Below are 23,360 nucleotides of genomic sequence, written 5' to 3'. Positions count from 1 at the left end.
TTTTCACCACGCCTTACCTACCAATAACAACAATAAGAGCACACCGATGAAGTCAACCCATCATGCAACACGAACGCTTTTGTCCACGGCTGTCACCCTGGGGTGCTCCAGCCAACTGATGGCCGCCGAGGGCGGTTTCATCGAGGATGCCAAGGTCACCTTGCAGGCACGCAATTATTACTTCAGTCGGGATTACTCGGACATTGTCGGTGCCAACCGGCAGTCAAAGGCAGAGGAGTGGGCCCAGGGCTTCATCCTCAACGCCAAGTCCGGTTACACCCAGGGGGCGATCGGTGTAGGTTTCGATGTCTCGGGCCTGCTCGGGCTCAAGCTCGACAGCAGCCCGGACCGGGTCAACACCGGCCTGTTGCCGGTGCAGGGTGACGGCCGCGCGGCCGATGAATACAGCCGCCTGGAAGGCACATTGAAGCTGCGTTACTCGAAAACCGAACTGCGCATCGGCGAGTTGCAACCGAACTTGCCGGTGCTGTTCTTCAGTGATATCCGCCTGCTGCCACCCAGCTACCAGGGGGCGAGCATCAGTTCCGGCGAGATCGATGGCCTGACGATGCAAGGTGGGCATCTGAGCTCCACGCACCTGCGCAACGAGGGCGGCGACGAGAAGATCCAAGCCATGCTCGGCTACGTGCCTCAGCGTCAGGTCAGCAGTGATGCCTACAACTACGGGGGCGGCGACTACGCCTTCAACGACAAACGCACCAGCGTCAGTGCCTGGTACGGGCAACTGGAGGACATCTACCAGCAGGGCTTCCTGGGCCTCAAGCACAGCCAGCCATTCGGCCGGTGGACCCTGGGCGCCAATCTCGGTTATTTCGACGCCCGGGAGGAGGGCAAGAAGCTGTTGGGCAACATCGACAACCAGGCGTTTTTCTCCCTGTTGTCGGCCAAGTACGGCGGCCATACCTTCTACGTCGGCTACCAGGGCATGTACGGCGAGAGCGCGTTTCCTAGAGTGTTTGCCAACATCTCGCCGCTGGGCAACGAAGTGCCGACCTATGAATTCGCCTCCACCGACGAACGCTCCTGGCAGGCGCGCTACGACTACGATTTCGCCGCCCTCGGTGTGCCGGGCCTGACCACCACTGTGCGCTACATCACCGGCAACAACGTCGACACCGGCAAGGGTTTTGAAGGCAGGGACCGCGAACGCGACCTGGACCTGGGTTATGTGGTGCAGAGCGGCACCTTCGCCGGGCTTGGCGTGCGGGTGCGCAATGCCATGGCGCGCTCCAATTACCGCAGCGATATCGACGAGAACCGACTGATCCTGAGCTACACCTGGACGTTGTTGTGAGGGAGGTCCATCAAACCCCCGAGCAATTGCCCATCACTTGGTAAGTCACCTGGCGAGTTTCACCCTGATGGTCGATGTACACCATGGTCGCCGGAACGACGTCGCAGGCTGTCGAGGTGTCGGTGACCGAAATGACGGTCGCGATATCCAGGGTTGGCGTTGTCGTGGCCGGGCTGTTTTCGCCGGCCATGACCGCGGTGGTGGTCAGGGCCAGCAGGACGCTCAACAAGGCCTTCATGCTTTTTCTCCGTGGTGTTTTGATGAGTGAATTTTATTCTTTTGCAGGCAGGGATAAAGAGGGCTGGACATGATGCAGCGTTACATCAGATGCAACAGTTGTAGCCACGGGAGGCTTCATGGACTTGCTTAACAGCCTGCGGGTATTCGTGCGTGTCGCCGATGCGGGCAGCTTTACCACCGCGGCCCAGGCGCTGGACTTTTCCACGGCGCAAGTATCCCGGCTGGTGGCTGACCTCGAGCAGCACGTGCAGGCCCGCCTGCTGCAGCGCACCACCCGCCGATTGAGCCTCACCGAAGCCGGGGAACGCTTCCTGTTGCGGGCGCGGCAAATACTCGATGACATGGCCGAAGCCACCGCTGAAGCGCGCGGCGCTCACCTGGAGCCCAGTGGCCGTTTGCGCCTGCATTGTTTGACCGGACTGGGTGTGCTGATGACACCGCTGATCGCCCGTTACTGCGAGCTTTACCCGGACGTGGTGGTTGAGTTGACCCTGTCGCAACGCAACCCCGACCCTCTCGAAGACGGGCACGACGTGGTCATCTCCATTGCCCAGGAACTGGCCGATTCACAGTTCGTTGCCCATACCGTAGGGCGCATTTTCAGCATGCCTTGCGCCTCGCCTGCGTACATTGCGCGTCGGGGCCTGCCTACGCACCCCGAACAACTGAATGAACACCGCTGCCTGCGCATGCTCGACCCGTTGTACGGCGATGAGTGGGTTTTTCGTAACGAAGAGGGTGAGCATGGCGTGGTGCCTGGCAAGACCTTCCAGAGCAACGTGCCCGAGGCAATGGTCAATGCGTCGGAGGCGGGGATGGGCATCAGCCTGCTGCCGTTCTACACCGCATCCCGGTCGCTGCGCGAGGGCACGCTGGTGCGCGTGCTGGGGGAATACCGGCTCAGGGAGCGCAACGTCTATGCACTCTATCCTTCCAAGCGTTTTCTGGACGCCAAGGTGAAGACCTGGGTGGACTTTCTCAAGGCAGAGTTGCCCGGGCTTTTTTCCGGGCACGAGGCGACGGCGAATGATGTCCGGTACTGGGGGAGTGCAGAGGCACTCGTTGCCGGACTGGCTTGAGGCCGTCCGGCAGGAGGCTGCCCAGTCCGTTATCGGATCAACGGCACGCCACTGAGCGTTTGCAAGTCCTCGAAGCTGATATCGGCAACAATTTCCCGAACCTTCAAGCCTTGCGCAGTGACGTCCAGAATGGCCAGGTCCGTATAAATGCGGGTCACGCAGCCAATGCCGGTCAGCGGGTAGGTGCATTGCGGCACCAGTTTGCTTTCGCCGGTCTTGGTCAGGTGATCCATCATGACGAACACCTGACGTGCGCCTGTGGCCAGGTCCATCGCGCCGCCCACTGCCGGAATGGAACCTTCGGCGCCGGTGTGCCAGTTGGCAAGATCGCCTTTGACCGACACCTGGAAGGCGCCCAGCACGGCGATATCGATGTGACCACCGCGCATCATCGAGAACGAGTCGGCGTGATGAAAATAGGCACCGCCGGACAGCAGCGTCACATGCTGTTTGCCCGCGTTGATCAGGTCATCGTCTTCCTCACCCGGCGCAGGGCTCGGGCCCATGCCCAACACGCCGTTTTCACTGTGCAGGAACACTTCCTTGTCACCCAGGTAGTTGGCCACCAGCGTGGGCACGCCAATGCCCAGGTTCACGTAGGAGCCTTCGAGAATATCGTCGGCCACGCGTTGGGCCATTTCGCTGCGCGAGAGTTTTTTCATGACGGTCATGGCGGGCCTCAGTTGACGTTGGCTTTGGAGAGAAGGGCGCGCGGCACGGCGACCACGCGCTGAACGAAGATCCCCGGCGTAATGATGTGCTCGGGGTCCAGCTCGCCCAACTCGACGATGCTATTGACCTGGGCGATCGTCGTTTTCGCCGCCATGGCCATGATCGGTCCAAAATTTCGCGCAGCTTTGCGATAGGTGAGATTGCCCCAGCGATCGCCTTTTTCAGCCTTGATCAGTGCGACGTCGGCGTGCAACGGCATTTCCAGCACATAGTTGCGACCGTCGATCACGCGGGTTTCCTTGCCTTCGGCCAGCAATGTGCCGTACCCGGTGGGCGAATAAAACGCACCGATGCCAGACCCCGCCGCGCGAATGCGTTCGGCCAGGTTGCCTTGTGGCACGACCTCCAGCTGCACCTTGCCCGCCAGGTAGAGTTCGTCGAACACATAGGAATCGGATTGGCGTGGAAACGAACAGATGACCTTGGCCACGCTTCCGGCCTTGAGCAAGGCGGCCAGACCGATTTCGCCATTGCCGGCATTGTTGCTGATGATGGTCAGATCGCGAGCGCCCGAAGCGATCACGCCATCCACCAACTCCGACGGCATCCCGGCAGTGCCGAAACCACCCACCATGATGACCGAACCATCGGCAATGCCGTCCAGCGCAGCAGCGACGGATTCAAACGTTTTATTGATCAAAGAGGACTCCTGTTTTCATGTTGGCTGACCAGAATGATCCGAAGGAAAACTGCATGAATCACTGTGCCGTTGATGATGTGCCTAGCGTGCCAAGAAATCGGGCACAGTGGAGGGGTCGGCAGGCGATGTCGTGCGATTAACGAACAAAAACCGATTAACGAACAAGGCGGGAGGCCCATTGGCGGCAGGTTGAACATGACGTGCGCAGGCGTCTTTTCAAAACGGCCCATGGGTGACCACCCGGGTATCGATGATGTCTCGCAACGTCTCGATGCGCTGCTGATAGACACCCGTCAGGCAAGCCACCCTGGCGCCACAGGCCTGTCGTTGCCTGAGCCAGGCTTTTTGCTGATCGATCAACGCATCGCGTCCACCCATGGGCACGAAGCGCTTATCGAGTTCGAAGAGCAGCGCCATCTTCACGTCCATGTCGTTGAGCGCGCGGTGGGCGCAGATGGCTTTTTCATCGGTGGCAGCCGCCTTGTCGCAGTCGAAGCTGGCGGCCCAGGTGGTTGAGGCAGACAGCAGAACGGCGATCATCGACGCCTGGGAGATTTTTTTGATCATGGACAGCACTCGTGGGGGCAGGAAAACTGCAGGGTGGTGATCCTTAAAGGGTTGGGGTGTTAACTGTAGTTTTGTATTGCGGGTAGGGAGCTGGAATGTCAGGCATTCACGGCAGGAAGCTACCGTTCGTCGGGTCCAGTGCACCTTCTGTCTGCAGGTTAATCAATGAATTAGCCCAAATAGACAGGTTTCTATGCGATCTCTAATTATTAATATGCCCAATGGCCGAGAGCTCATTGATGAGCTGGATCTGGCTACCGAACAGATGATGGCCCTGCCGGTCGAGCTCATTGGCAGCCCTGAGTGGGAGCAGGCTGCCAAACGGCAGTATCAGGCCTTCAGGAAATGGCGCGAGTACCTCCATCACATGGCGGATGGGCGGGGGCGAGGCCTTAGGAAAGAGGTGGCTTAGGTTTCTGAAATAACGAAACGCACCCGCATTTTTGCGCGCTTCTCGGGTCAGGCCTGACAAGAGATCAGGCACCCATGGCGTTTCTAGCCTTTAAGCAATTCCAACAACGCATCAGCGTCCAGTTTTGCGCTGATCTCGCCACCGTCGAGCAAGCTGTCGGCCAGGTCCCGTTTGCGTCCATGCAAATTCACGATCTGCTCTTCGATGCTGTTTTCGGTGACCAGGCGGTAGATCGTCACAGGCCGTTGTTGACCCATCCGATGGGCACGGTCGCTGGCTTGATCTTCAACGGCCGGGTTCCACCAGGGATCGAGATGGATCACGTAGTCCGCCGCCGTCAGGTTGAGCCCGCTGCCGCCTGCCTTGAGGCTGATCAAAAAGATGTCGCCCACTCCGGATTGAAAGGCATTGACCCGGTTCTGCCGTTCTTTGACGGGCGTTGCGCCGTCAAGGTACTGGTAGGCGATGCCCTGCTGGTCGAGCCAGGCGCGAACGATATTCAGGTGGTCGACGAATTGGCTGAAGACCAACGCTTTGTGCCGGTTCTCAAGCAGTTCGCTGACGATTTCGGTGAAGGCCTGCAACTTGCTGCTCTGCAGCGTTGAGCCAGGCAGAACGAGCGAGGGGTGGCAGCAGAAGCGTCGCAGGCGGGTGATTTCGGCCAGCACTTGCAGGGATTTGCCCGCCGCTGAGGCGGGGCGCGAGAGGGTCTCCACCGCCTGCTGACGCAAGGCTTCATATTGGTGGGCTTCTTCGTTCGATAACGGCACCTTGTAGGTGATCTCGGTCCGTGCCGGCAGTTCTGCGAGCACCTGACTTTTCAGTCGACGGAGAATAAAGGGCTGGATCAATGCCTTGAGTGCCCGGCGTGCCGCTACGTCACCTTGTTCGATGGGGGTGGCGAAGCGGGCGGCGAAGCTTTCCTGACTGCCGAGCAGGCCGGGGTTGATGAATCGGAACAGGTTCCACAGTTCGCCAAGATGGTTTTCCAGCGGGGTGCCGGTGGCGACCATGCGAAAGTCAGCCTGCAACGCCATGACGCTCTGGGAGCGCTTGGTCTGGGCATTCTTGATGGCTTGCGCTTCGTCCAGCACCACGCTGGTCCAGTGCAGCTCGGTGAATGCAGTCGTGTCGAGCTGCAACAAGCCATAGCTGACGATGACCAGATCCCCGGGGCCGAGGTCGCTCAGGCTGCGCTGCTGTTGATAGAGGCGCAATTTGAGGCTTGGAGCGAAGCGTGCGCTTTCGGCTTGCCAATTGAGCGTGACGGATGTCGGGGCTACGACCAGTTGCGGTCCGAGGCTGGCGCGTTGCAGCAGCAGGGCCAGCGTCTGGACGGTCTTGCCCAGACCCATGTCGTCGGCCAGACAGGCGCCGACACCCCACCGGGCAAGGCGCGCCAGCCAAACGAACCCGTCGCGTTGATAATCGCGCAGCTCGGCTTGCAGGGTGCCGGGCACCAGGGGTTGATAGTCTCGCAGCGATTGCAGTTTTTCGAGGTGTGTCTGCCAGCTGGCGTCGGCGTCGAACTGGCCGACTTCCTGAGCCAGGCTGGCAAGCAGCGGCGAGGTGAGCGGGCTCAGGCGCAAGCCCTGGTCACTGACCCGGTCCGTCAGGTGAGCCAGTTCATCGAGGCGTTTGCGCAAGCTGTCGTCGAGGGCCAGCCAATCGCGTTCGTTGAGTCTCAGAAAACGACCGGGACTGGCCTTGAGCAGCTCCATCAGCTCTTTGAGCTGCAGCACCTTGCCGTCGTCGAGGGTGATATTGCCCTGCAGAACGAACCAGTCGCCCTGCTGACGAAGACCCAGCTTGAGCAGGGTCAGGCCCGGGCGGGCCTTGATCCGCATGCGCTCACCTTCCGGCCAGATGCAATGCAGCAGATCGCCGTCCAGTGCGTGCAATTCGCTGAGCAATTGCAAGGCATGCTGGGGCTGGTCCAATTGCCACTCCTGACCGTCGCTGTCGGCATAGGCGAGTCCCGGGCAATTTTGCAGTACCTGTTGCAGGGCGTGGCGTTCACCGGCCAGGTCTCGAGAGACCTGCAGCGGCCTGCCATCGCGTTCGCCCAGCAGATTCTCTGCGCCGTGACCGGGCCGCAACCAGCTGCCGTCAGCCAATGGGCGCACCAATAACTGCAGACGCACCCCTTCCGCCAAGGGCAGCAGGTGGGCGTAAAGACGGGTGTCGGCAGGTTCTCGATCGAGGTGCCCTGTGAGTTCGGGGATGTTCGAGTGGATCGGCAGCAGCGGCGCGATGGCCCCCACGGCTTCGATCAGTTGCGCCTTGGCCGATGTCGGTACGCTCAGGCCCTGGCCGACGATTTCTGCAACTTTGCGCAGTTCGCGACTGATGGCGTAGACCAGCAGACGTGTTGGGGTCTCTTTGTGCAGGTAGGTTTCACCTGCCTCGAGGATGCCGGGTGGCTCGAGGTGAAGGCGAATCTGCTCGGCATGGTTCTCAAGATGCAGGGCGGCCTGGCCCGCGTGCAGATCGATGCGCACGTCCGGCGCGTCCTGCCAGTAGATCGCGGGATGACCGATCAGGCGAGGCAAAGCATGGATGGCGGCCAACTCGTACTCGGGGCTGTGGTAGTGATAGCTCACCTGAATGGCGCTGATTGCCTGTCGGTCCTGTTCGCAGAGAAAGTCCATCAGAGTGCCGTCCTCCGCCAGGCGTTTGAGTGCCACCGCGCGCCCCTTGCTCCACTGCCCCTTCGCGTTGCGCTTCTGTTCTCGGGGTTCCACCGTGGTCCAGTACCCCCCTAACTGGACGTACCAGGCCAGGCGCGTGTTTTTCTCGTCCGCCTGGGGGGCGGTTGACCGCTTGCCCGACCTCAGTTGGCTCAGCGCAGCCAGGGCATGTTCCCACGCTTCCTGGCGTTGGCAGAGTGCAACCAGGGGCTGCAAGCCCGAACGTTGATGTACATCGGCCAATTGCCGGGGTTGACCGAATTGCACGGCAATCAGCGCGTCGAATTCCGCCGCCAGCCAGAGGTATTCATCCCGAGCCAGTGCATCACGGTAATCCTGCAGGGTGGTCCGCCACTTCTCCTGGCGTACCTGAGGCGCATCGAGCCAGTACAGGGCGATGGCGCGCACCAGTCCGTCCAGGCCATTGAGCGAGGAGGGCAAAAAAAGGGGAAGGGACGGTTGTTCTCCCGCCAATTGCTCCAACAGACCTTGTAACGCTGTGTAGGCGTTCCCGTAGTGTTCCTTGATACCCAGCGCGATGGCTTGCTTGAGCGAGGCACGCTGCAGTGGGTCGTTCTCCGCGATCAGCGCAAGGCAGTAAAACGTGTTGAGTACGGGGGGCAGATCGATCTTGCGCTTCTTGGTCAGCCTGCGCATCTCGGTCAGCCAGGTACGCAGCACCTGCAGCGTTTCGCTCACGCGGCCGCGAAGCAACAGATGGATGGTCTGTTGCAGCAACGTCAATTCATCGATGTCGATGTGTTCAAGGGTGACCCAGTCTGCTCGCCAAAGGGCCTGAAGCGCCAGTTCCAACCCCAGTGCCCGGTTGGGCCGAGCCTCCATCTCACGCTGGGCCAGTGAGTAGCTACGGCCGGCCGGGCCGAGCAGGGTGTTGATCAGATGGAGATGATCTTCGACCAGCAACAGGCGGATGTTGGCGTCAAGTCGGGCGAACACTTCGAGACCTTCAGCGTCGGACTGCAGCGAACGCATCGGATGTATAACCGGCAACTGTGGGTGTGAGAACAAATAGGCCGCCAGACGCAGGGAGCGCGCCAGCTCACCCAAATCACCCTTGAGCAGGTTAAGCCAGAGGTCCTGCAATATCCGTGGTCGGGACGGGGTTTGCCACTCGCTGAGCAACGGCAGGCTGGCCTGGATCTCGTGCAGCCATGCCTCGCGATCTGCCGACTTCAAAAGGCTCAGCAACACGCGGTTGAATCGCTCGGGCGTAACGTTGAGATAGCGCCCTTCGGGCCGCTCCTCCAAGGTGATCCAACGCTCACGTTGCAGCGACTCCAAAAGCGCGATCAGCGTTTCGTTGTCCAGCAATCGGCCGTCGGCGTCCTGCACGCCCTTCGTGCGCAACAGTTTCAGCAGCGACGCCTTGCCCTTGCCGGGGAATGACGTCACCAGGCCGTACAGAACCGCCATGCAATGATTTGGCAAGTGGTCGGGTGCGATTGACTCGGGGAGCATGCTGGACCTCGTGGCGCTCAGCCTTTCGTGAACGTGGCGGTCTCAACCCGCAGCGAAGAGATGCATTTTTCACGAGTCGGCCCGGCTTGTCGACTCACGATCCCGTGAGGCCATCCGATATAAAACAGCCCCGCGCCCGCATGCAGGCGCAGTGCCACAGGCCTTCATGGGCAAAGGCGGGTTCTTGCCTCTGGAAGACAACGCCAAGCTGTTTCGGGATCGTTGACCGGTGGAAGGGGGCAGCCTATACAATCCGTTCTTTCAATTTTTGTGTCGGTAAGCCATGAGCGAAGAACGAGATATTCCAGAGCCCGAGCACGACCACCTGCTCGATCATGAATTTCATGATGACCAGTCATGGGTCGAAGAAGACGCTCAGGCCATTGTTGATGAAGAAGAGGATGAAGTTGATTTTCTTGATCAGATTGATCAGGACGAGTGACGCGGCATTCAATGTCTTGAGTATCGGTGCATCCGCACGGGTCCAGATGGATGGAATCAAGCCCTGGCAACCGCCGGGGCTTTTCGTGTCTGCGGGCAGGGCTTGATGGTGGAGGGTATCGCTTCAACCTCGATCACCTTGGCGATATCCAAAGGCTGGGAGTAATCGTAAGCGCCGTCATTTTGCGCAGAGGCCATTGTTGCGACGGAACCTGACAACAGGGCGGTGATCGCGAGCAGTTTCATCATGTCTCTCCAGGTTGAGATCAGAGCGAAGCCTTCACCTGCAATCCGAACACCAGCGCATTGTCGATCTCCTGCCCGGAAAACGCGCCCGGCTCGATGATGTACTGCATATTCGGGCGCAGCGTCAGCCAGGGCGTGGCCTGGTAGCCGTAGCCAAGTTCGATCAATTGTTCAGCACTGTCCAGATTCGGCAACGTTGTGCCGTTGGCCTGCGCAGCGTCCTGCTGCACATCGCGGCTGCGCGGATTGGGTACAGCCCGGCCATAGCCCAGAGCGACGGTGTCACGCGGGCGACCTTCGAACGGTTTGTACAGAACCACGCCGGTGCCGTACCACTTGCTGAACGGTGAAGCCGCCTCGCTGGCCGCCGAGTACTGGCCGAAGGCGTGCAGGCTGCGGCCCTCGGACGATTGCGAACGCCACACGGCCTGATCAATCAGCAGGTAATGACCACTGCGGCCGGACACTTCTTTGTCGCTGCCGATGCGTTGCACGTCGGAACTGTCGTAGTAGTAGCCCACCTTGTACTCGCCCGGCAACTCACCCGCGTGCTTGTACACCAGTTCGATCGGCACCACGGTGCCGGTCGTGTGTTTCGGGCCCAGGTGCCAGGCACGGCTGGAATTGCCGTTGCTCTCGGGGTCGACATTGAAGGCCGCCACACGCAGTTGCCAGGATGACGACAAGTCGTACTTCACGCGCACCCCCAAGTGGGCGTTGGGGTAATTGGTCCAGCCACTGCCGCCGGACATGTTCAGCGGATGGCCGCAGAAACCGGCGTTCATGAAGTTGCAGAGAATGCCGCTGTCCAGGCCACCGAGGTCGTTGCCCATGGCCATGTAGCCCAGCTTCACGTTGAGCGCCGGGGTGAACAGGCTGCGCTCGTAACTCAATTCAGTCAGGCGGGTGTAGAGACCGCCGTAGTTTTCCTGGATGGGCAGACGGTTGCCGACCAGATCCTCGGAGGCGCTGTTGCCGCGTCGGTCGTTGATGGTCAGCTGGATCTTGCCGGCATTATCCACGCCATACAGTGTGCTCAGGTCGAACTGCGCGCCGAGCTTGATGTTTTGCGAATACCGGGCCGAATGGTGCAGGCCGCCATCGGCGTTGTAGGCGGTTTCGCCGCTGTATTCGCCGGTGAATTTGATGCCGTCCTGAGCCATCTGGTGGCGTAGACCACCCCAATCACCGGTCAGGGTATCGCGGGTCAACAGGTTCGAATCGGTATCGGCGAAGGCGGGCAGGGTGGTGCTGCAGATCAGGCCCAGGAGCAAGCCGTTGAGCCAGCCTGCATGGGAAAAGCGAACAGCCAAAAACATGTGAGTCTTCCTGGTGCAATCTTCAATGATTTCGCAAGACGGCGCGGCACCTGCAGCTGCCGCTGCCGCTGCCGCTGCCGCTGCCGCGCACAGAGAGTTGCCCGCCAGTGAGGCGGGCACGGCGGCTTACGGCAAGGCGTAGGCCATCACGTAGTCGCCGCGATCGGTCGACTGGCGCGCACCACCGGCGGTGATGACGATGTATTGCTTGCCGGTCTTCGGTGAGACGTAGGTCATTGGGCCGCCCTGGCTGCCGACGGGTAGGCGGGCTTTCCACACCTCTTCACCGTTGCCGCTGTTGAAGGCGCGCAGGTAGAAGTCCTGAGTACCTGCGATGAAGATCAAGCCACCTTGAGTCGACAGGGTGCCGCCGAGGGTCGGCAGACCGATCTTGATCGGCAGGTGCATGCGAATACCCAGCGGGCCGGTGTCTTCAACAGTACCGACCGGGACCTGCCAGGCGACTTTCTGCGTCTTCATGTCGATGGCGGTCAGCGTGCCGAACGGCGGTGCCTGGCAAGGAATGCCGGCGACCGAGAGGAAGCGGTTTTTGTTCACTGCATACGGCGTGCCCTTGAGCGGTACGGCGCCCATGCCGGTGTTCAACGCTTCGCCACCGGAAGTGGCCTGGCCTTTATTCTGCGACGGGATCATCTGAATCCACAGGCCCAGACGCATGTCGTTGACGAAGATAAAGCCGTGCACCGGGTCGGTGGAGATACTGCCCCAGTTCATGCCACCCAGCGACCCGGGAAAGCTCAGGGATTTATCAGTGCCCGGCGCGGTGTACAAACCGTCGTAGCGCATGCCCTTGAAGTCGATGCGGCAGAGCAGTTGATCGTAAGGCGTCGCCCCCCACATGTCGGATTCGGTCAGGTGCTGAGCACCGATCTGCGGCATGCCCACCGATTTCGGTTGGGTGGGCGAGTAAGGCTCGTCGGGGATGTTTGCCGCCTTTACCGGCACTTCTTCAACGTCGGTCAGCGGTTTGCCCGTGGCACGGTCGAGCACGTAGATTTGCCCGGCCTTGGTGCCGATGACCAGCGCCGGGATGCTTTTACCGTCCTTGGTAAAGTCGATCAGGCTCGGCTGCATCGGCAGGTCGAAGTCCCAGAGGTCGTTGTGAACGGTCTGGAACACCCACTTTTCTTCACCGCTGTCGGCGTCCAGCGCCAGGATCGAGGCTCCGTAGGTGTGGTCGAGCTTGCTGCGCTCCACGCCATAGATGTCGGTGGAGGAGCTGCCCATCGGCAGGAAAACGGTATGGGTTGCCGCGTCGTAAGACATGGGCGCCCAACTGTTCGGTGTGCTGCGCACATAGGTGCTGCCGTCTGCGGGCGCCTTTTTATCCTGCGGATTGCCCGGGTCGAAGGCCCAGCGCATGGCGCCCGTCATCACGTCGAAACCACGGATCACGCCACCGGGCATGTCGGTTTGCACGTTGTCGGCCACGCGACCGCCCACCACCACGGTGGTGCCGGCCATCAGCGGGGCGGAGGACAACTGATAGTAGCTGTCCGGGACATCACCCAGGCCGGCCTTGAGATCCACCTGGCCCTTGTTGCCAAAACCCTGGCAGAACTCGCCCGTGTCGGCATCCACGGCAATCAGACGAGCGTCGATGGTGTTGGTCAGCAAGCGACGCTGGCAGTTGGCGACCGGTGCGGTTTGAGACGCCGCGACTGGCGAGCTGCCTGGCTTGGCAACTGCCGCCGTGGCGTCGAAGTACGCCATGCCACGGCAACGCTGCCAGACTTTGGATTGCGCGTTGATCGCGTTTTTCCAGAGTTCCTTGCCGGTATCGGCGTCCAGCGCGATCAGGTTGTTGTGTGGGGTGCAAATGAACACCTTGTTGCCAATCTGCAGCGGGGTGAGCTGATCTTCAGCCCCGTTGCCGTCGCTTTCAGCGACGTCACCTGTGTGATAGGTCCACGCCACCTTCAGCTTGTCGACGTTGGCGCGATTGATTTGATCCAGTGCGGCGAAGCGGCTGCCACCTTCGGTGTTGCCGTAGTGCGCCCAGTCCTTCTGCGCCTTGTCCGGCTCGACCGGCGTCAGCCCAGGGCCTGTGCCGGTCGCGGAGACTGTCGGATGTGCAACGAACATATTGCCGGCGGCCACCGCCAGACCGATCGCCAATACAGCAGTGACGCCATAGGCGCCATGGCCCGGAACGTCACCGTTGGCACGCTTGAGCAGTGGATAGACCAATGTCACGGCAAGGCCGATCGCGCTGAACATGAACAGGCGCGAGAACATCGGCCAGAACACCAGGCCCACGTCGCTAACGGCCCAAATGGCTGTGCCCAGCAGAAACACAGCAAACAGCCAGGCCCCTGCTGATTTGCATCTGGCGATCAGCACACCGGAAACGGCCATCACCAGCCCGCCCACCAGGAAATACCAGGAACCTCCCAGGCTGACCAATTTAAAGCCGCCTGCAGTCAGTGCCAGGCCGAGCAGGGCGATGATCACACCCAGTCCGACCAGAATGAATTTCGATATGCCCGAGAGGCGTTGACTTTGCTTCACGTTGAACGTCCCGTTGAAATGATGAGTGCATTATATAGATAGCTAACTATCTAGTTAAATCATAAATTCAAAATAAAACGGACTTCGCTGCTTTGCCGCGCCTGCCCACAGTGGCGGGTGAGCAGGGAATTTTGCAGAGGGGGTGGAAACGTCTGCTTGAGTCTTTTTTTTGTCAGGCCACAGGGAAGTATTGACAGGTTTTGGCCAAAGCGCAGTGGTGCGAGTCGTCAGGCACGGAATGCAGTGTTCGAACATGGCTAAAGTGGACATGACAAGCCAGGATTGTTAGGGCACGATATTGAGTGGTATCTAAGTGCTATCAGTCAGAATTAACGAAAAGCTGCGCGTTGCGGCGATCATGGAGGATTACTTTGCAACAGCTATGGCATGAACTTGAGACTTTTCTGAAGACCAACAATCCAGAGCAACTGGACGACCTTAATCCTCCGGCGTCTAGCGCCCAGATCCATGAGCTCGAGAAACTGTTGGGTGTGACATTGCCTGATGACTTCAAGACGTGTCTGATGCGGCACGACGGGCAGCGGGGTGGCGCTGAATGGTTGTTTGAGGGCTATGAATTTCTTTCAGCGCGCAAAATCGGCCTCGAATGGTCAGCCTTGCGCCGACTGTTGGATCGAGGCGATCTTGATGAGCCATTGGGCAAGCCAGACCCTGCGGTGCGTCATGCCTGGTGGGATCCTCATTGGATTCCTTTCGCGGCTAATGGGGCCGGTGACAATCTCTGTCTTGACCTAGCGCCGACACGCGAAGGGAACCACGGCCAGGTAATAAGCTATTCCCACGAATTCCCCCGACGCTCGGTGAAAGCACCAGATTTCTCCGCATGGTTCAAAGCCTTCGCCAACCGTTTGTGCGCCTGAGGCTTCCATGGATCTGACGCTTACTGAAATGCGCGAGCAGCGCCTTCAAAAATTATTCAGCGATTGCCAGCAACAAGTCATCGGGCAAATCATCGGGCCCTTTGGACTGTCAACGGCGATGTTCGATGACAAGAACGGTGGGAATGTCACCACTCTGCACAATTTTTCCCGAGACGACGATCAATACGTTGCGACCGCGTCAGATAGGGCTCTGCACACCCACTCAAAGACCGAGTATGACGAGCAGACGCGCGCCCAGTACGAGATCGATACCAAAACGAAAGCCAAGGCTGCCGGAGGTAAAACCTGGGAGCAAAAACGTGCAGAGCGGATTGCCGAGGGGCGTGACGAGTACACTGGTGCCGAGGTGGCAAGCGACGGTACGACCAAAACGCACCGGGGTGAGACCGTCACCGTTGAGTTGGATCACGTGGTCTCTATTGGCGAGACCCACCGCACCGCCAAGAACCATCTAGCCCTTGGGGATGTAGTAGTCGACCCTGCGACGGGCGAGCAGCGCGTCGATGCCGGGCGCATGCGAAAAATGGTCAACGACGATGACAACCTTGCACTGACCAACAAACCTGCCAACGGATCGAAAAAAGCTCACGATCTGGACGAGTGGGCGAATCGTGAACGCCCTGATGGAAGTACCAACGCAGACGAGTTCGGACTCGATCCGGCATTGGTTGATGCGGCCTATCAGAAAGCCCGGGCGCATGCAGATCGTACTGCCAACAGAGCACTGCTAAAAAAACAGGCTGGTGAGCTCTTCACTACCGGTGGTAAGCAGGCAGCGATGATGGGACTGAGACAATCGATGGGCGTGTTACTGACCGAACTGGTCAACGGTCTTTTCAATGAGTTCAAGGTGTTGATCAAGGCCGGGGTCAGCGCAGGCAAGTCACTGTTTGAGGAGATCAAAGAGCGTCTGCAGCGGGTTATCGCATCGGTCGTGAAAAAAATCCCAGACGCTGCCTCCCAGGCCCTTCAGGGGGGAGTCAGCGGGTTCATGAGCAATTTGATCACGTTCCTGATCAACAACTTTCTGTCTACCGCCAAGCGCTTCGTCACGATCATTCGCGACGGCCTTCTGGGCTTGGTCAAAGCAATGAAGATGATCATGTTTCCGCCCAAGGGGATGACCAATGATCAAGCTATCCAGGAAGGTTTGAAAATACTCACGACGGTAGTGGTTACCAGTGTGGGGTTTCTCCTGCAAGAGAGTGTGGCGACCTTCTTGAAGACGCTGCCATTGCTGCTACCAGTCGCCGATATCGTCGCGAGTGTGCTGGTCGGCATGTTGACTGGGTTGCTCAGTGCCTTTTTGGCCTATCAGTTGGATAACCTGTTCGAGCGATACCGCTACGGCTACGACGAAAAATTGCTGGATGCGATCACGCTTGACGGTCGCTTGGCCGAACGGTTGGCGAGCGATTTGATGGGACAAGCCGACGTCTCTCTGAGATCCATCGGCAAATATGCCGAATCTATGAGCAGTTACGAGTACGTCGAAAGTGTGCTGGGTAATGCTAAGCAAGCTTCCCAAGCAACCGCGTTCAGTCTTGCTGCTTCCATCGAGACGGCCAAAGCACAAGTCAAGGAAACGCACCAGATGGTCGCGTATCTGGATGACACCCACGCAATGCTTGATGATTTTTTTAAGGCAAGGTAATGCAATGAGCAGTTTGACAGGCAAGGAAATCCAGATCGTAACCGCTCTTTCTCGAGCGGATTTGTCCGAATCGGTCATCGGTAGCAGTTGTGTGAAGGAGCTGATCGGTGCTGTGGTCGATGCTCAGAACCAGACCCAAAGTGCCAACGATGCACTGCAAAGAGCGCGTAACGAGAAAAGCTCTCAGAACGTCCTGAGCAATTGGTGGAATAACACTGAAGACAAGATCAAAGATGCTCAGCTCAGCCTGACGACGGAGATTTCCAACCTCAATCGGCACTCCTCGCAGTTGCTGATCTTTAACACGGCCGTTTCCAAGGTGCTGTGCGACCAGCAGGATGTCCTGTTAGGTCAGCAGCGGCGTCTGGAAGAGCAGGCTCGACAACTGGCGCTGCAGAACGCAACGATTCTTGACCAGCAAGAACAATTGGCGGTCCAGCAACAGGACATTCGCACGGCCAACCAGGGCCTGCTTGAAGCCAAAGGCCTTACGGCTACGCAAGCACGCGACTTGATCGGCTGTGTACGACGTGTAGAAGCCGCTGAAGAACGTATCGTTCAGGTCAATCAGCACGTTCAAGAAGCGATTGCTGAGCAACTCGAACAAGCCCGCAAAGACGTAGCTGAGTCCTTATCGGCAGCAGTCGATTCTTTGGAAGCCCGAGACCAAAAGTTGATGCGTATCGCTCAAGATCAGCAGCAGAAGCTGATCAGGCATAGCGAGGGAATTGAGGGCAAGCTCAATGCTCTCAACGAGGCGTTACCAGGACAACTCGAGCAGTCAGTTGGCCTGCATTTGGCGCCTGGCCTCGAGAAAATCGGCGCACTGGAGCTGAGACTGGAGCAACAGGCTGCCGAGCACAAACGTCTCGCCAAGCGATTGCTCATCATCTCTGTATTGTTTGGCCTTGCGTTGCTAGCGGTTGCCTGGCGGGCAGTGGTGAGCTGATACCACTGTCATTTGGAGGCGGACTTCGATGCAGTTGTCGATGTTCGACTGAGGCCTTGCGGCATTCAAGGATTGCGTATCGCAGATGCATCGGGGATGCCGGATCTGCCCTCTGGAAATACGAATGCTGCTGCCATGATGATCGGCGACAAAGCGGCAGCTATGATCCAGGAGGGCTGGCAGAAGCGTGAGCCTTTGACGTTTTGCCCCGGCTTCGCCGCAATCAGGCATCGATACTCCAGTTACAATCCAACGTCCGTTGCATGCAGTTTATGGTGTTTGCAAACGCGCTGCGTATTTGACGGTGAGCGTTGACCAAGTGGTGATGGGTTATGCGCCGGCCTTAGCCAGGACCGCGTCCGCGATCTTCATGGCCGCTTGGGCGTCATTCACATAGGCAGGATCGAAGCCGCCGGCCAGGTGGATGGTTGCCTGGCAGGCGCCCAGGTTCTCGCGGGTGAGGTTCAGTGCGGCGACGAGTTCTTCGTGAAGTCCGCGCTCCTCGCGGCCGATACCCCAGAAGCGCTGGCCCCAGTGTCCTGCCGGATGTGGGCAGGTCTTCTGCGCGCCGAGCGAAAGTACGCTGACGACACAGTCGAGCACGTCGCGCTTATAGGCGTTGTCGTCGTCGATGCTCAGGCCTTGGCGACGCAGTGCGTCGAGCGCGTTATTCAGGTTCGCCTCTGACGAAGGGAGAACCAGGGCGAAGTCAGCTTTCCGGGGCGGCAAATGATGAGGAACATCTGGCAGTCAAGCGGCAAGTGCTGGGCGATATCAGAGATGGCTTCTATCGCGACTTCGCGCAGTGGGTATTTTTCGTAGAACATGCGAATTCCTCGCCCGCCTTACACTGGCACGCTCTTGTGTGGGGTGGGGTTAGGCTGAGAGTCGCTCTGTCGAATAGCTGACTGCTATCATTTGAGGCTTTCTAATTAGGGAGTTTCATGGATGCGTTTTTATGCTGTCGGCCTTGCTGTTCTAATTGGTTCTCTATCTGGATGCGAAAGCCACTTGCCGGATACACGGCGTGACGACATAGAGACTGCTGCGACCGCTTCCGAAGCAGAGTGGAAGAGCATTAAGGCAAATGTGCATGAGGTACATAGCGCGTATGGCGGCACCCCAGAGAGCTTCGGGACGGTACTCAAACAGGTACACATAAAAATGTGTATTGCGGGGCTTCTAACCGATGGGAACGTTCAACTACTGACGAACACGTTGAAATTCAAGGCAAATGCTCTGGGGCGACTGGTATTACCAAAGTTGATTTGCACATCGTGCCCTGGAGAGGGGCCGCACCCGCTGGTAACCGCTGCGTAAACGGTTACATGGAGGGGACCGCTACAGCTCTTATCTTGGATAAGAAACGTTTCCCTTACTTGTACCCCGACGATCAAGACACAACTGTAAGAAAGCTGCCAAATTGACATTCTAAATTCAAAAGCAAAACGATGGCTCGACAAAGTGAACTGCACATGGATTCAGTGAGTCTGCACGAACATCGCCGAGCGCACCCAGGGTGCAGAACTCGCCGTCGGCTTCGAGTGTGTTTGTCGTCAGGCGCTTCACCGGCATGGCGTCCAGCGCGTCGCGCAGCTCGATCAGGAACGCCTGGCCGCGCTTGCCCTTGATGGCCGAATTAACCGCGCCCCGCCAGCAGATCAGGCTCCAGTTTTCGCAGTCATCGCTGTATCCGCTGCGGCTCATGGCGCCACCTCGAGGCGTGCCCACTGCACATATGGGCCGTCGTCCGTGTCGAAAATGCCGAGCAGGAACCAGCCATCATCGGGCGGCGTCTCTGGCTCCCAGCCGAGGCAGTGAGCCTCGCCGTCTTCCCAGTAAGGATGGGCGTCCAAGTCGGAATCCATGGTCCAGCCGATCACCTTCAGGCCCTGGGCTTCGAGCCATGCTTTCCAAGCCTCAGCGTCCTCATCGAATTCAGGAAGGTCTGGGTGATACCAGTAGCCGTCCTCGTCTCGCACGACTTCTACGGGACCAATCAACTTTTCTTCAGGCATGACTTCGTCCTTGCCGCTATAGCGGCTGACTTTGAAGGGGAGGGTTTAAATTAGTTTTTGACTTAGAATTGGCTCGCCCCTACGGCGCTTGGTAGGCGTTGTGCCGAGGGAAGCTAGACCAATCGAAGGGATAGAGTCTTATGGGTATGGAAAGCGACGCCTTGGCGTTCTTGAGACGCTATCGGTACTTGCTACTGTCGTTGATGATTACGGCTTCATTTGTAAACGCTTTTGTGCGTTTTTCTGGGGATTGGAGCAATTTCTTTGGGGCGTTGTTCGTGCATGGATGGTTCATCCAAGCAGTATTTGCTTACCTCCGAGGAGGCTGGGTCTGTATCGGACCGGGTGGGCTACCCAAGGATGCGAACCCCATGGGCAGGGCAGCGTTAGCCGCAACGGCGTTCGCGTTTTACCTTTTGATGTTCACATACGGTGGATACAGCCGCGATGAATCGGTCCATGAAAGAAGAGCTTCGGATTGGACGATGCCTACTCGAGAAGAGTTCAGGCGAGCGCCAGAGCAATAGCCAACTCGTATGAGCAACGGTTGCTCATAATGCAGTCTCCATCGATAACAGATCATGGGCATTCACAACCGGCATGCCGAGCTCGCGGGCAATGTGCACTTCGAGCCTGGCGCCTTTCGAGTTTTCCCACCCGGGCAAGACCGCCACCATTCCACACACGCCCAGGCGCGCATGTAGTCAGCCCAATCTGCATCCTCGACGACACCGTGCTCTGCCGGGTTTTCTACGACGTAACCGTGGGCGCGCAGGTCGGCGGCCATCTTGAAGGCGGGGAAGTTGAAGTCTTCGAAGCCAGTCATCGGACCCGCAAAATACAAGCGGTTTGCGCGGTCGGCGCGAGGGTGACACCACCTTTGGCGATCGCTGCGCCTCGGTTCGTGCCCATCGCGTAGGCCTGATCCCGAAACGCAATAAGCTGGTCCGAAAAGCGTTCGGCGTGCTGCTGATGCAAGTTTTCGATGGCGTGGCGATCGTCTGGGTGGTTTTGCCGGTCCACTTCAGGCCAATCCATGACAGGTTGCGTATTTTGCGTTTGCGCGGCTGGTCGCCAGCGGTCTGGCTGTGGTGAGTGCAGTCCGGCGACATATGGAACCAACCAACGGCTTTGCCGCCGCACTCGGTATCCGGATCCCCATCGAACACGTCGGTGGTGTAGTGCATCGCGCTAGGGTGATTGACGGTGTGCCTCGTCGCCAAACGGCTACAGTGTTTTAGGGTTAGGGTGGAGGAATGCGCGATGCTGAAAGGTGCAGAGTATTCGGAGCGGATTGCAGAGTTTTACGAGTACATCCAAAACGAGGAGGTCAAGGAAGCGTTCGCACTACTGGTTGGCACCTTGACCTGTTTTGATAAAGTCACCTGCAGGGTGTCGCCGCAAAAAGAGGTGCGGTCCATTGCCATCGACCTGAATGGCGAATGGTGCTTTTCGATAATGCCCTCCCACAAAAAGCTGGTGTTCCAGTGGCGCCCGCCTGTGATCGAGATGAGGCTTTACATTAAGGACATACTCAAGACTCAGTTTCCTGAAAGCTTCACTGATGACTCGCACAAGGTTGGGGGTGAGCACTGGGCAATAAAGGTTTTATCGCGCGATGACGCGCTTCTGCTTCTTCGGGCCCTCGGCCTCAACTGATGCTCGCCGGCTGGCGTGATTCGTAGAAGTGGGGTATCTGTGTTCGGCCCGGCATGGAGCCGGGGTAATTTTTGAAGTTTTTTCTATAGAGGAAGGCTCAATGAAGAGCGAGTTTGAAGTGTTTTACGTCAGCAACGGGATGAACAAAACCTCGCAGAAAACCAGGGTGATTGCTAAGGACAGAGACGAAGCTAAAAAGCTGGTCGAGGCTAGAGGCAACAAGGTTTCGGCTGTGGTTTTCCAAAAGACAATATTCTGATATTGCCCGCCCTCATCGGTCTTAAATGCAATAGGTGAGGGTGGGTCAGCCCGGTTTCCCGGCCTGTACCTTACTTCGGATAGAAAGCTCCAAGGGAAAGCGATGCGTTGGTGCCGAATTTCTCCTGAAGCTCCGTCTTGAACTCCTGCGCGATGTCTTCGCGCTGTACTTCTTCCCCTATCCAGCAAAGCTTCGCTGCCGTCAGGGCACTCTGTCCCTTCTTGAAATCTTGTAGACCATGTGCCCGCTAGTGCGACCACCACTGATGCCGATTTGGGCGGGGCCGGTGATCAGGCAGGGATTCGTAACTGCTCCAGACAGCGGATTGCTTCGCCTGCTGGCGTGATTCGTTGAAGTGGAGTATTTGTGTCCGAACCGGCATGGAGCCGGATCAAGGACAGTGAGATGACCAATCAGGCACAGATAGACGCACTGGAACATCTATTGATCGCCGTTCTAAGCAACCAGATCAACACTTCTGCCCGTCGCTGTCAGCCTCTGGCGTTTTGCCCAGCCGTTTTGAACAGGTCTGAATTCGGCATGACTGGATCCTCGGTTATAAGGTCAGCGTAGCACCGTGTTACATGAAGGTTTTTTAACGGTCGGCAGGACGCCGCAAGAGAGGGATAGGACGCTTAGTTATGGAACACTTCCAAAATAGTTATGGAACACATGGCGTGCGTCGACATTTTTTCCAAACGCCAGAAACGACAAAGCCCTGAATAATCAGGGCTTTGTCGTATAAAGATGGCGGAGGCGATGGGATTCGAACTCATGGACCTGTTACAGTCGACGGTTTTCAAGACCGTTGCCTTAAACCACTCGGCCACACCTCCGTTTGCGTTGCGGGCGCCATAATACCTGAATGAAACACACTGTCAAACTCTCTGCATAGCTTGTTACAGAGCGTCTGTTATGATCTTTGCGACTGAACGTTTCAAACCAACAGGAGTGTCGCCATGCGCGAACAGGATTACGCAGTTAATAACAGCGTGCAGGCTGAGCAGCTAGAGGTTAGCCGCGTCCTGCGCAACACATACGGCTTGCTGGCTCTCACCCTGGCTTTCAGCGGTGTGATGGCCTACGTGGCGCAGCAGATGCGTGTTGGCTACCCGAACATTTTCGTGGTGCTGATCGGTTTCTACGGCCTTTTCTTCCTCACCAACAAACTCCGTGATTCCGCCTGGGGCCTGGTGTCGGCATTTGCCCTGACCGGTTTCATGGGGTTCCTGCTCGGCCCGATCCTCAACCGTTACCTGGGCATGCAGGGCGGCGCTGAAGTTGTCAGCTCGGCTTTCGCGATGACGGCGCTGGTGTTCGGCGGCCTGTCGGCTTACGTGCTGATCACCCGCAAGGACATGAGCTTCCTCGGCGGTTTCATCACTGCAGGCTTCTTTGTCCTGCTGGCAGCGACGCTGGCGAGCCTGTTCTTCCAGATCAGCGGACTGCAACTGGCGATCAGCGCAGGTTTCGTGCTGTTCTCCTCGGTCTGCATTCTGTTCCAGACCAGCGCCATCATCCATGGTGGTGAGCGCAACTACATCATGGCTACCATCAGCCTGTATGTATCGATCTACAACCTGTTCATCAGCTTGTTGCAGATCTTCGGCATCATGGGCCGCGATGACTGATCGTCGCTCCTGAATGAAAAACCCGCTTCGGCGGGTTTTTTTTCGTCTGCGGTGTGTTGAAAGCCGCTACGCCATCGGCGGCAAGCGGCGCTTGACCGGGGTTTTCTTGACGATCGCGGTGTTGGTTTCCGCCAGGGTGTTGAGGCGATCGAGCAGGGTGTCCAGTTGCTCCATGGAGCGCACATGCAGGCGCGCGATGAAGCAGTCCTCGCCGGTGACCTTGTCGCATTCGGTGAATTCGGGGATCGCCATGATCTGGCGCTCCACTTCCTGCAACTGACCCGGCAGCGGGCGAACGCGGACGATGGCCTGCAGCTGATAGCCGAAGCATTTCGGGTCGATGTCAACGGTGTAACCCTTGAGCACGCCGCGCTCCTCAAGGCGACGCAGGCGCTCGGCGACACTGGGTGAAGACAGGCCGCTGATTTGCGCCAGGGCCTTGAGCGAGCGGCGCGAGTCTTCCATCAGGGCGCTGATCAGCACCTGGTCGATATCGTCGGTCATGGCAAAACCTTCCATTAGGCAGTTATCGGAATTCGCCTTGATAAAAAAGGCAGATGCCGAGTTTAGCCTGCTTTATGCCATGGAGAACCCTA

At 58.3% G+C, this 23,360-nt stretch carries 23 protein-coding genes, 1 tRNA gene and 3 pseudogenes; 10 read left to right on the top strand and 17 right to left on the bottom strand.

Going from position 1 to position 23,360, the window contains the following annotated elements:
• The first annotated feature begins 46 nt into the window (after positions 1-46).
• Positions 47-1,315, top strand: coding sequence for an OprD family porin (locus tag B0W55_RS11700; RefSeq protein ID WP_077046152.1), 1,269 nt, complete (start codon positions 47-49; stop codon positions 1,313-1,315).
• A 10-nt stretch (positions 1,316-1,325) separates the two neighbouring features.
• Here the strand turns inward: B0W55_RS11700 and B0W55_RS11695 are convergent, their stop codons facing one another.
• Positions 1,326-1,553 carry a DUF2790 domain-containing protein gene (locus B0W55_RS11695; RefSeq protein ID WP_077046151.1) on the bottom strand — a complete coding sequence of 76 codons (228 nt, stop codon included), beginning with the start codon at positions 1,551-1,553 and terminating at the stop codon, positions 1,326-1,328.
• Between the two features lie 118 nt (positions 1,554-1,671).
• Here B0W55_RS11695 and B0W55_RS11690 point away from each other — a divergent pair, with 118 nt between their 5' ends.
• Complete coding sequence (locus B0W55_RS11690; RefSeq protein ID WP_077046150.1) at positions 1,672-2,634, top strand: LysR family transcriptional regulator; 963 nt, start codon at positions 1,672-1,674, stop codon at positions 2,632-2,634.
• 29 nt (positions 2,635-2,663) lie between these two features.
• On the opposite strand, the gene B0W55_RS11685 is transcribed toward B0W55_RS11690, so the two are convergent.
• From B0W55_RS11685 to B0W55_RS11665, 5 genes are all read right to left on the bottom strand, one after another.
• On the bottom strand, positions 2,664-3,305 hold the full coding sequence (locus B0W55_RS11685) for a 3-oxoacid CoA-transferase subunit B (RefSeq protein ID WP_077046149.1): 642 nt from the start codon (positions 3,303-3,305) through the stop codon (positions 2,664-2,666).
• Positions 3,306-3,313: 8 nt separating this feature from the next.
• Complete coding sequence (locus B0W55_RS11680) at positions 3,314-4,006, bottom strand: 3-oxoacid CoA-transferase subunit A (RefSeq protein WP_077046148.1); 693 nt, start codon at positions 4,004-4,006, stop codon at positions 3,314-3,316.
• A 216-nt stretch (positions 4,007-4,222) separates the two neighbouring features.
• Positions 4,223-4,573 carry a lysozyme inhibitor LprI family protein gene (locus B0W55_RS11675; RefSeq protein ID WP_077046147.1) on the bottom strand — a complete coding sequence of 117 codons (351 nt, stop codon included), beginning with the start codon at positions 4,571-4,573 and terminating at the stop codon, positions 4,223-4,225.
• Between the two features lie 202 nt (positions 4,574-4,775).
• Entirely contained in the window at positions 4,776-5,057 is a 282-nt protein-coding gene (locus B0W55_RS30780; protein ID WP_175645500.1) for a hypothetical protein, read from the bottom strand.
• Positions 5,058-5,068: 11 nt separating this feature from the next.
• Complete coding sequence (locus B0W55_RS11665; protein ID WP_077046145.1) at positions 5,069-9,154, bottom strand: DEAD/DEAH box helicase; 4,086 nt, start codon at positions 9,152-9,154, stop codon at positions 5,069-5,071.
• A gap of 283 nt (positions 9,155-9,437) precedes the next feature.
• Between B0W55_RS11665 and B0W55_RS30775 the strand changes: the two genes are divergently transcribed.
• Positions 9,438-9,596: a hypothetical protein gene (locus B0W55_RS30775; protein WP_175645499.1), complete on the top strand. Its 159-nt coding sequence runs from the start codon at positions 9,438-9,440 to the stop codon at positions 9,594-9,596.
• Between the two features lie 56 nt (positions 9,597-9,652).
• Here the strand turns inward: B0W55_RS30775 and B0W55_RS11660 are convergent, their stop codons facing one another.
• From B0W55_RS11660 to B0W55_RS11650, 3 genes are all read right to left on the bottom strand, one after another.
• Positions 9,653-9,844: a DUF2790 domain-containing protein gene (locus B0W55_RS11660; protein WP_139340897.1), complete on the bottom strand. Its 192-nt coding sequence runs from the start codon at positions 9,842-9,844 to the stop codon at positions 9,653-9,655.
• A 17-nt stretch (positions 9,845-9,861) separates the two neighbouring features.
• On the bottom strand, positions 9,862-11,160 hold the full coding sequence (locus B0W55_RS11655; RefSeq protein WP_077046143.1) for a carbohydrate porin: 1,299 nt from the start codon (positions 11,158-11,160) through the stop codon (positions 9,862-9,864).
• Positions 11,161-11,286: 126 nt separating this feature from the next.
• Entirely contained in the window at positions 11,287-13,692 is a 2,406-nt protein-coding gene (locus tag B0W55_RS11650) for a glucose/quinate/shikimate family membrane-bound PQQ-dependent dehydrogenase (RefSeq protein WP_077046142.1), read from the bottom strand.
• A 371-nt stretch (positions 13,693-14,063) separates the two neighbouring features.
• Between B0W55_RS11650 and B0W55_RS11645 the strand changes: the two genes are divergently transcribed.
• From B0W55_RS11645 to B0W55_RS31125, 4 genes and pseudogenes are all read left to right on the top strand, one after another.
• Complete coding sequence (locus B0W55_RS11645; RefSeq protein WP_077046141.1) at positions 14,064-14,573, top strand: SMI1/KNR4 family protein; 510 nt, start codon at positions 14,064-14,066, stop codon at positions 14,571-14,573.
• A 7-nt stretch (positions 14,574-14,580) separates the two neighbouring features.
• Positions 14,581-16,248, top strand: coding sequence for a hypothetical protein (locus B0W55_RS11640; RefSeq protein WP_077046140.1), 1,668 nt, complete (start codon positions 14,581-14,583; stop codon positions 16,246-16,248).
• Between the two features lie 4 nt (positions 16,249-16,252).
• Complete coding sequence (locus B0W55_RS11635; RefSeq protein ID WP_077046139.1) at positions 16,253-17,197, top strand: hypothetical protein; 945 nt, start codon at positions 16,253-16,255, stop codon at positions 17,195-17,197.
• A gap of 21 nt (positions 17,198-17,218) precedes the next feature.
• A pseudogene (locus tag B0W55_RS31125) lies at positions 17,219-17,365 on the top strand (GMC oxidoreductase); the annotation flags it as partial.
• A gap of 162 nt (positions 17,366-17,527) precedes the next feature.
• Here B0W55_RS31125 and B0W55_RS11625 read toward each other — a convergent pair.
• The 6 genes and pseudogenes from B0W55_RS11625 to B0W55_RS31120 form a co-directional block, all read right to left on the bottom strand.
• Positions 17,528-18,024 (bottom strand): annotated as a pseudogene (locus B0W55_RS11625) (hypothetical protein).
• Between the two features lie 610 nt (positions 18,025-18,634).
• Positions 18,635-18,904 (bottom strand): hypothetical protein, encoded by a 270-nt coding sequence (locus B0W55_RS11620; RefSeq protein ID WP_256576270.1) that lies wholly within the window; start codon positions 18,902-18,904, stop codon positions 18,635-18,637.
• A complete protein-coding gene (locus B0W55_RS11615; protein WP_077046138.1) occupies positions 18,901-19,215 on the bottom strand; it encodes a hypothetical protein in 315 nt (104 codons plus the stop codon). Before B0W55_RS11615 ends, B0W55_RS11620 begins: the two co-directional genes overlap by 4 nt.
• Positions 19,216-19,766: 551 nt before the next feature.
• The gene (locus B0W55_RS31530; protein ID WP_371807265.1) at positions 19,767-19,892 is read right to left on the bottom strand and encodes a DUF4406 domain-containing protein; all 126 of its coding nucleotides are present in this window, start codon (positions 19,890-19,892) and stop codon (positions 19,767-19,769) included.
• Between the two features lie 145 nt (positions 19,893-20,037).
• Positions 20,038-20,253, bottom strand: a complete 216-nt coding sequence (locus B0W55_RS30765; RefSeq protein WP_175645498.1) for a hypothetical protein — start codon at positions 20,251-20,253, stop codon at positions 20,038-20,040.
• Positions 20,226-20,429 (bottom strand): annotated as a pseudogene (locus B0W55_RS31120) (DNA cytosine methyltransferase); the annotation flags it as partial. The gene B0W55_RS30765 and the pseudogene B0W55_RS31120, both read right to left, overlap by 28 nt.
• Before the next feature lie 49 nt (positions 20,430-20,478).
• Between B0W55_RS31120 and B0W55_RS11595 the strand changes: the two are divergent.
• Positions 20,479-20,874: a hypothetical protein gene (locus tag B0W55_RS11595; protein ID WP_077046136.1), complete on the top strand. Its 396-nt coding sequence runs from the start codon at positions 20,479-20,481 to the stop codon at positions 20,872-20,874.
• 100 nt (positions 20,875-20,974) lie between these two features.
• Entirely contained in the window at positions 20,975-21,133 is a 159-nt protein-coding gene (locus B0W55_RS30760; protein ID WP_175645497.1) for a hypothetical protein, read from the top strand.
• Positions 21,134-21,881: 748 nt separating this feature from the next.
• Here the strand turns inward: B0W55_RS30760 and B0W55_RS11590 are convergent.
• Positions 21,882-21,969, bottom strand: a tRNA-Ser gene (locus B0W55_RS11590).
• Positions 21,970-22,092: 123 nt separating this feature from the next.
• Here B0W55_RS11590 and B0W55_RS11585 point away from each other — a divergent pair.
• A complete protein-coding gene (locus B0W55_RS11585) occupies positions 22,093-22,764 on the top strand; it encodes a Bax inhibitor-1/YccA family protein (RefSeq protein ID WP_077046135.1) in 672 nt (223 codons plus the stop codon).
• A gap of 66 nt (positions 22,765-22,830) precedes the next feature.
• Here the strand turns inward: B0W55_RS11585 and B0W55_RS11580 are convergent, their stop codons facing one another.
• On the bottom strand, positions 22,831-23,268 hold the full coding sequence (locus tag B0W55_RS11580) for an Lrp/AsnC family transcriptional regulator (protein ID WP_077046160.1): 438 nt from the start codon (positions 23,266-23,268) through the stop codon (positions 22,831-22,833).
• Positions 23,269-23,360: the final 92 nt, after the last annotated feature.

It is taken from the genome of Pseudomonas sp. KK4 (genome assembly GCF_001984065.1).
In the GTDB taxonomy this organism is placed as follows: Bacteria; Pseudomonadota; Gammaproteobacteria; order Pseudomonadales; family Pseudomonadaceae; genus Aquipseudomonas.
The sequence above is the reverse complement of the archived record's forward strand: the minus strand, read 5'-3'. Positions and strand labels throughout refer to the sequence as shown.

What these genes read in the sequence shown, in the direction of transcription:
- B0W55_RS11700 (WP_077046152.1), top strand. Translation starts at nt 47, where the DNA reads ATGAAGTCAACCCATCATGCAACACGAACGCTTTTGTCCACGGCTGTC.
- B0W55_RS11695 (WP_077046151.1), bottom strand. Translation starts at nt 1,553, where the DNA reads ATGAAGGCCTTGTTGAGCGTCCTGCTGGCCCTGACCACCACCGCGGTC.
- B0W55_RS11690 (WP_077046150.1), top strand. Translation starts at nt 1,672, where the DNA reads ATGGACTTGCTTAACAGCCTGCGGGTATTCGTGCGTGTCGCCGATGCG.
- B0W55_RS11685 (WP_077046149.1), bottom strand. Translation starts at nt 3,305, where the DNA reads ATGACCGTCATGAAAAAACTCTCGCGCAGCGAAATGGCCCAACGCGTG.
- B0W55_RS11675 (WP_077046147.1), bottom strand. Translation starts at nt 4,573, where the DNA reads ATGATCAAAAAAATCTCCCAGGCGTCGATGATCGCCGTTCTGCTGTCT.
- B0W55_RS11665 (WP_077046145.1), bottom strand. Translation starts at nt 9,154, where the DNA reads ATGCTCCCCGAGTCAATCGCACCCGACCACTTGCCAAATCATTGCATG.
- B0W55_RS30775 (WP_175645499.1), top strand. Translation starts at nt 9,438, where the DNA reads ATGAGCGAAGAACGAGATATTCCAGAGCCCGAGCACGACCACCTGCTC.
- B0W55_RS11660 (WP_139340897.1), bottom strand. Translation starts at nt 9,844, where the DNA reads ATGATGAAACTGCTCGCGATCACCGCCCTGTTGTCAGGTTCCGTCGCA.
- B0W55_RS11655 (WP_077046143.1), bottom strand. Translation starts at nt 11,160, where the DNA reads ATGTTTTTGGCTGTTCGCTTTTCCCATGCAGGCTGGCTCAACGGCTTG.
- B0W55_RS11640 (WP_077046140.1), top strand. Translation starts at nt 14,581, where the DNA reads ATGGATCTGACGCTTACTGAAATGCGCGAGCAGCGCCTTCAAAAATTA.
- B0W55_RS11635 (WP_077046139.1), top strand. Translation starts at nt 16,253, where the DNA reads ATGAGCAGTTTGACAGGCAAGGAAATCCAGATCGTAACCGCTCTTTCT.
- B0W55_RS11620 (WP_256576270.1), bottom strand. Translation starts at nt 18,904, where the DNA reads ATGAGCCGCAGCGGATACAGCGATGACTGCGAAAACTGGAGCCTGATC.
- B0W55_RS11615 (WP_077046138.1), bottom strand. Translation starts at nt 19,215, where the DNA reads ATGCCTGAAGAAAAGTTGATTGGTCCCGTAGAAGTCGTGCGAGACGAG.
- B0W55_RS31530 (WP_371807265.1), bottom strand. Translation starts at nt 19,892, where the DNA reads ATGGTGGCGGTCTTGCCCGGGTGGGAAAACTCGAAAGGCGCCAGGCTC.
- B0W55_RS30765 (WP_175645498.1), bottom strand. Translation starts at nt 20,253, where the DNA reads ATGGATTGGCCTGAAGTGGACCGGCAAAACCACCCAGACGATCGCCAC.
- B0W55_RS11595 (WP_077046136.1), top strand. Translation starts at nt 20,479, where the DNA reads ATGCTGAAAGGTGCAGAGTATTCGGAGCGGATTGCAGAGTTTTACGAG.
- B0W55_RS30760 (WP_175645497.1), top strand. Translation starts at nt 20,975, where the DNA reads ATGAAGAGCGAGTTTGAAGTGTTTTACGTCAGCAACGGGATGAACAAA.
- B0W55_RS11585 (WP_077046135.1), top strand. Translation starts at nt 22,093, where the DNA reads ATGCGCGAACAGGATTACGCAGTTAATAACAGCGTGCAGGCTGAGCAG.
- B0W55_RS11580 (WP_077046160.1), bottom strand. Translation starts at nt 23,268, where the DNA reads ATGACCGACGATATCGACCAGGTGCTGATCAGCGCCCTGATGGAAGAC.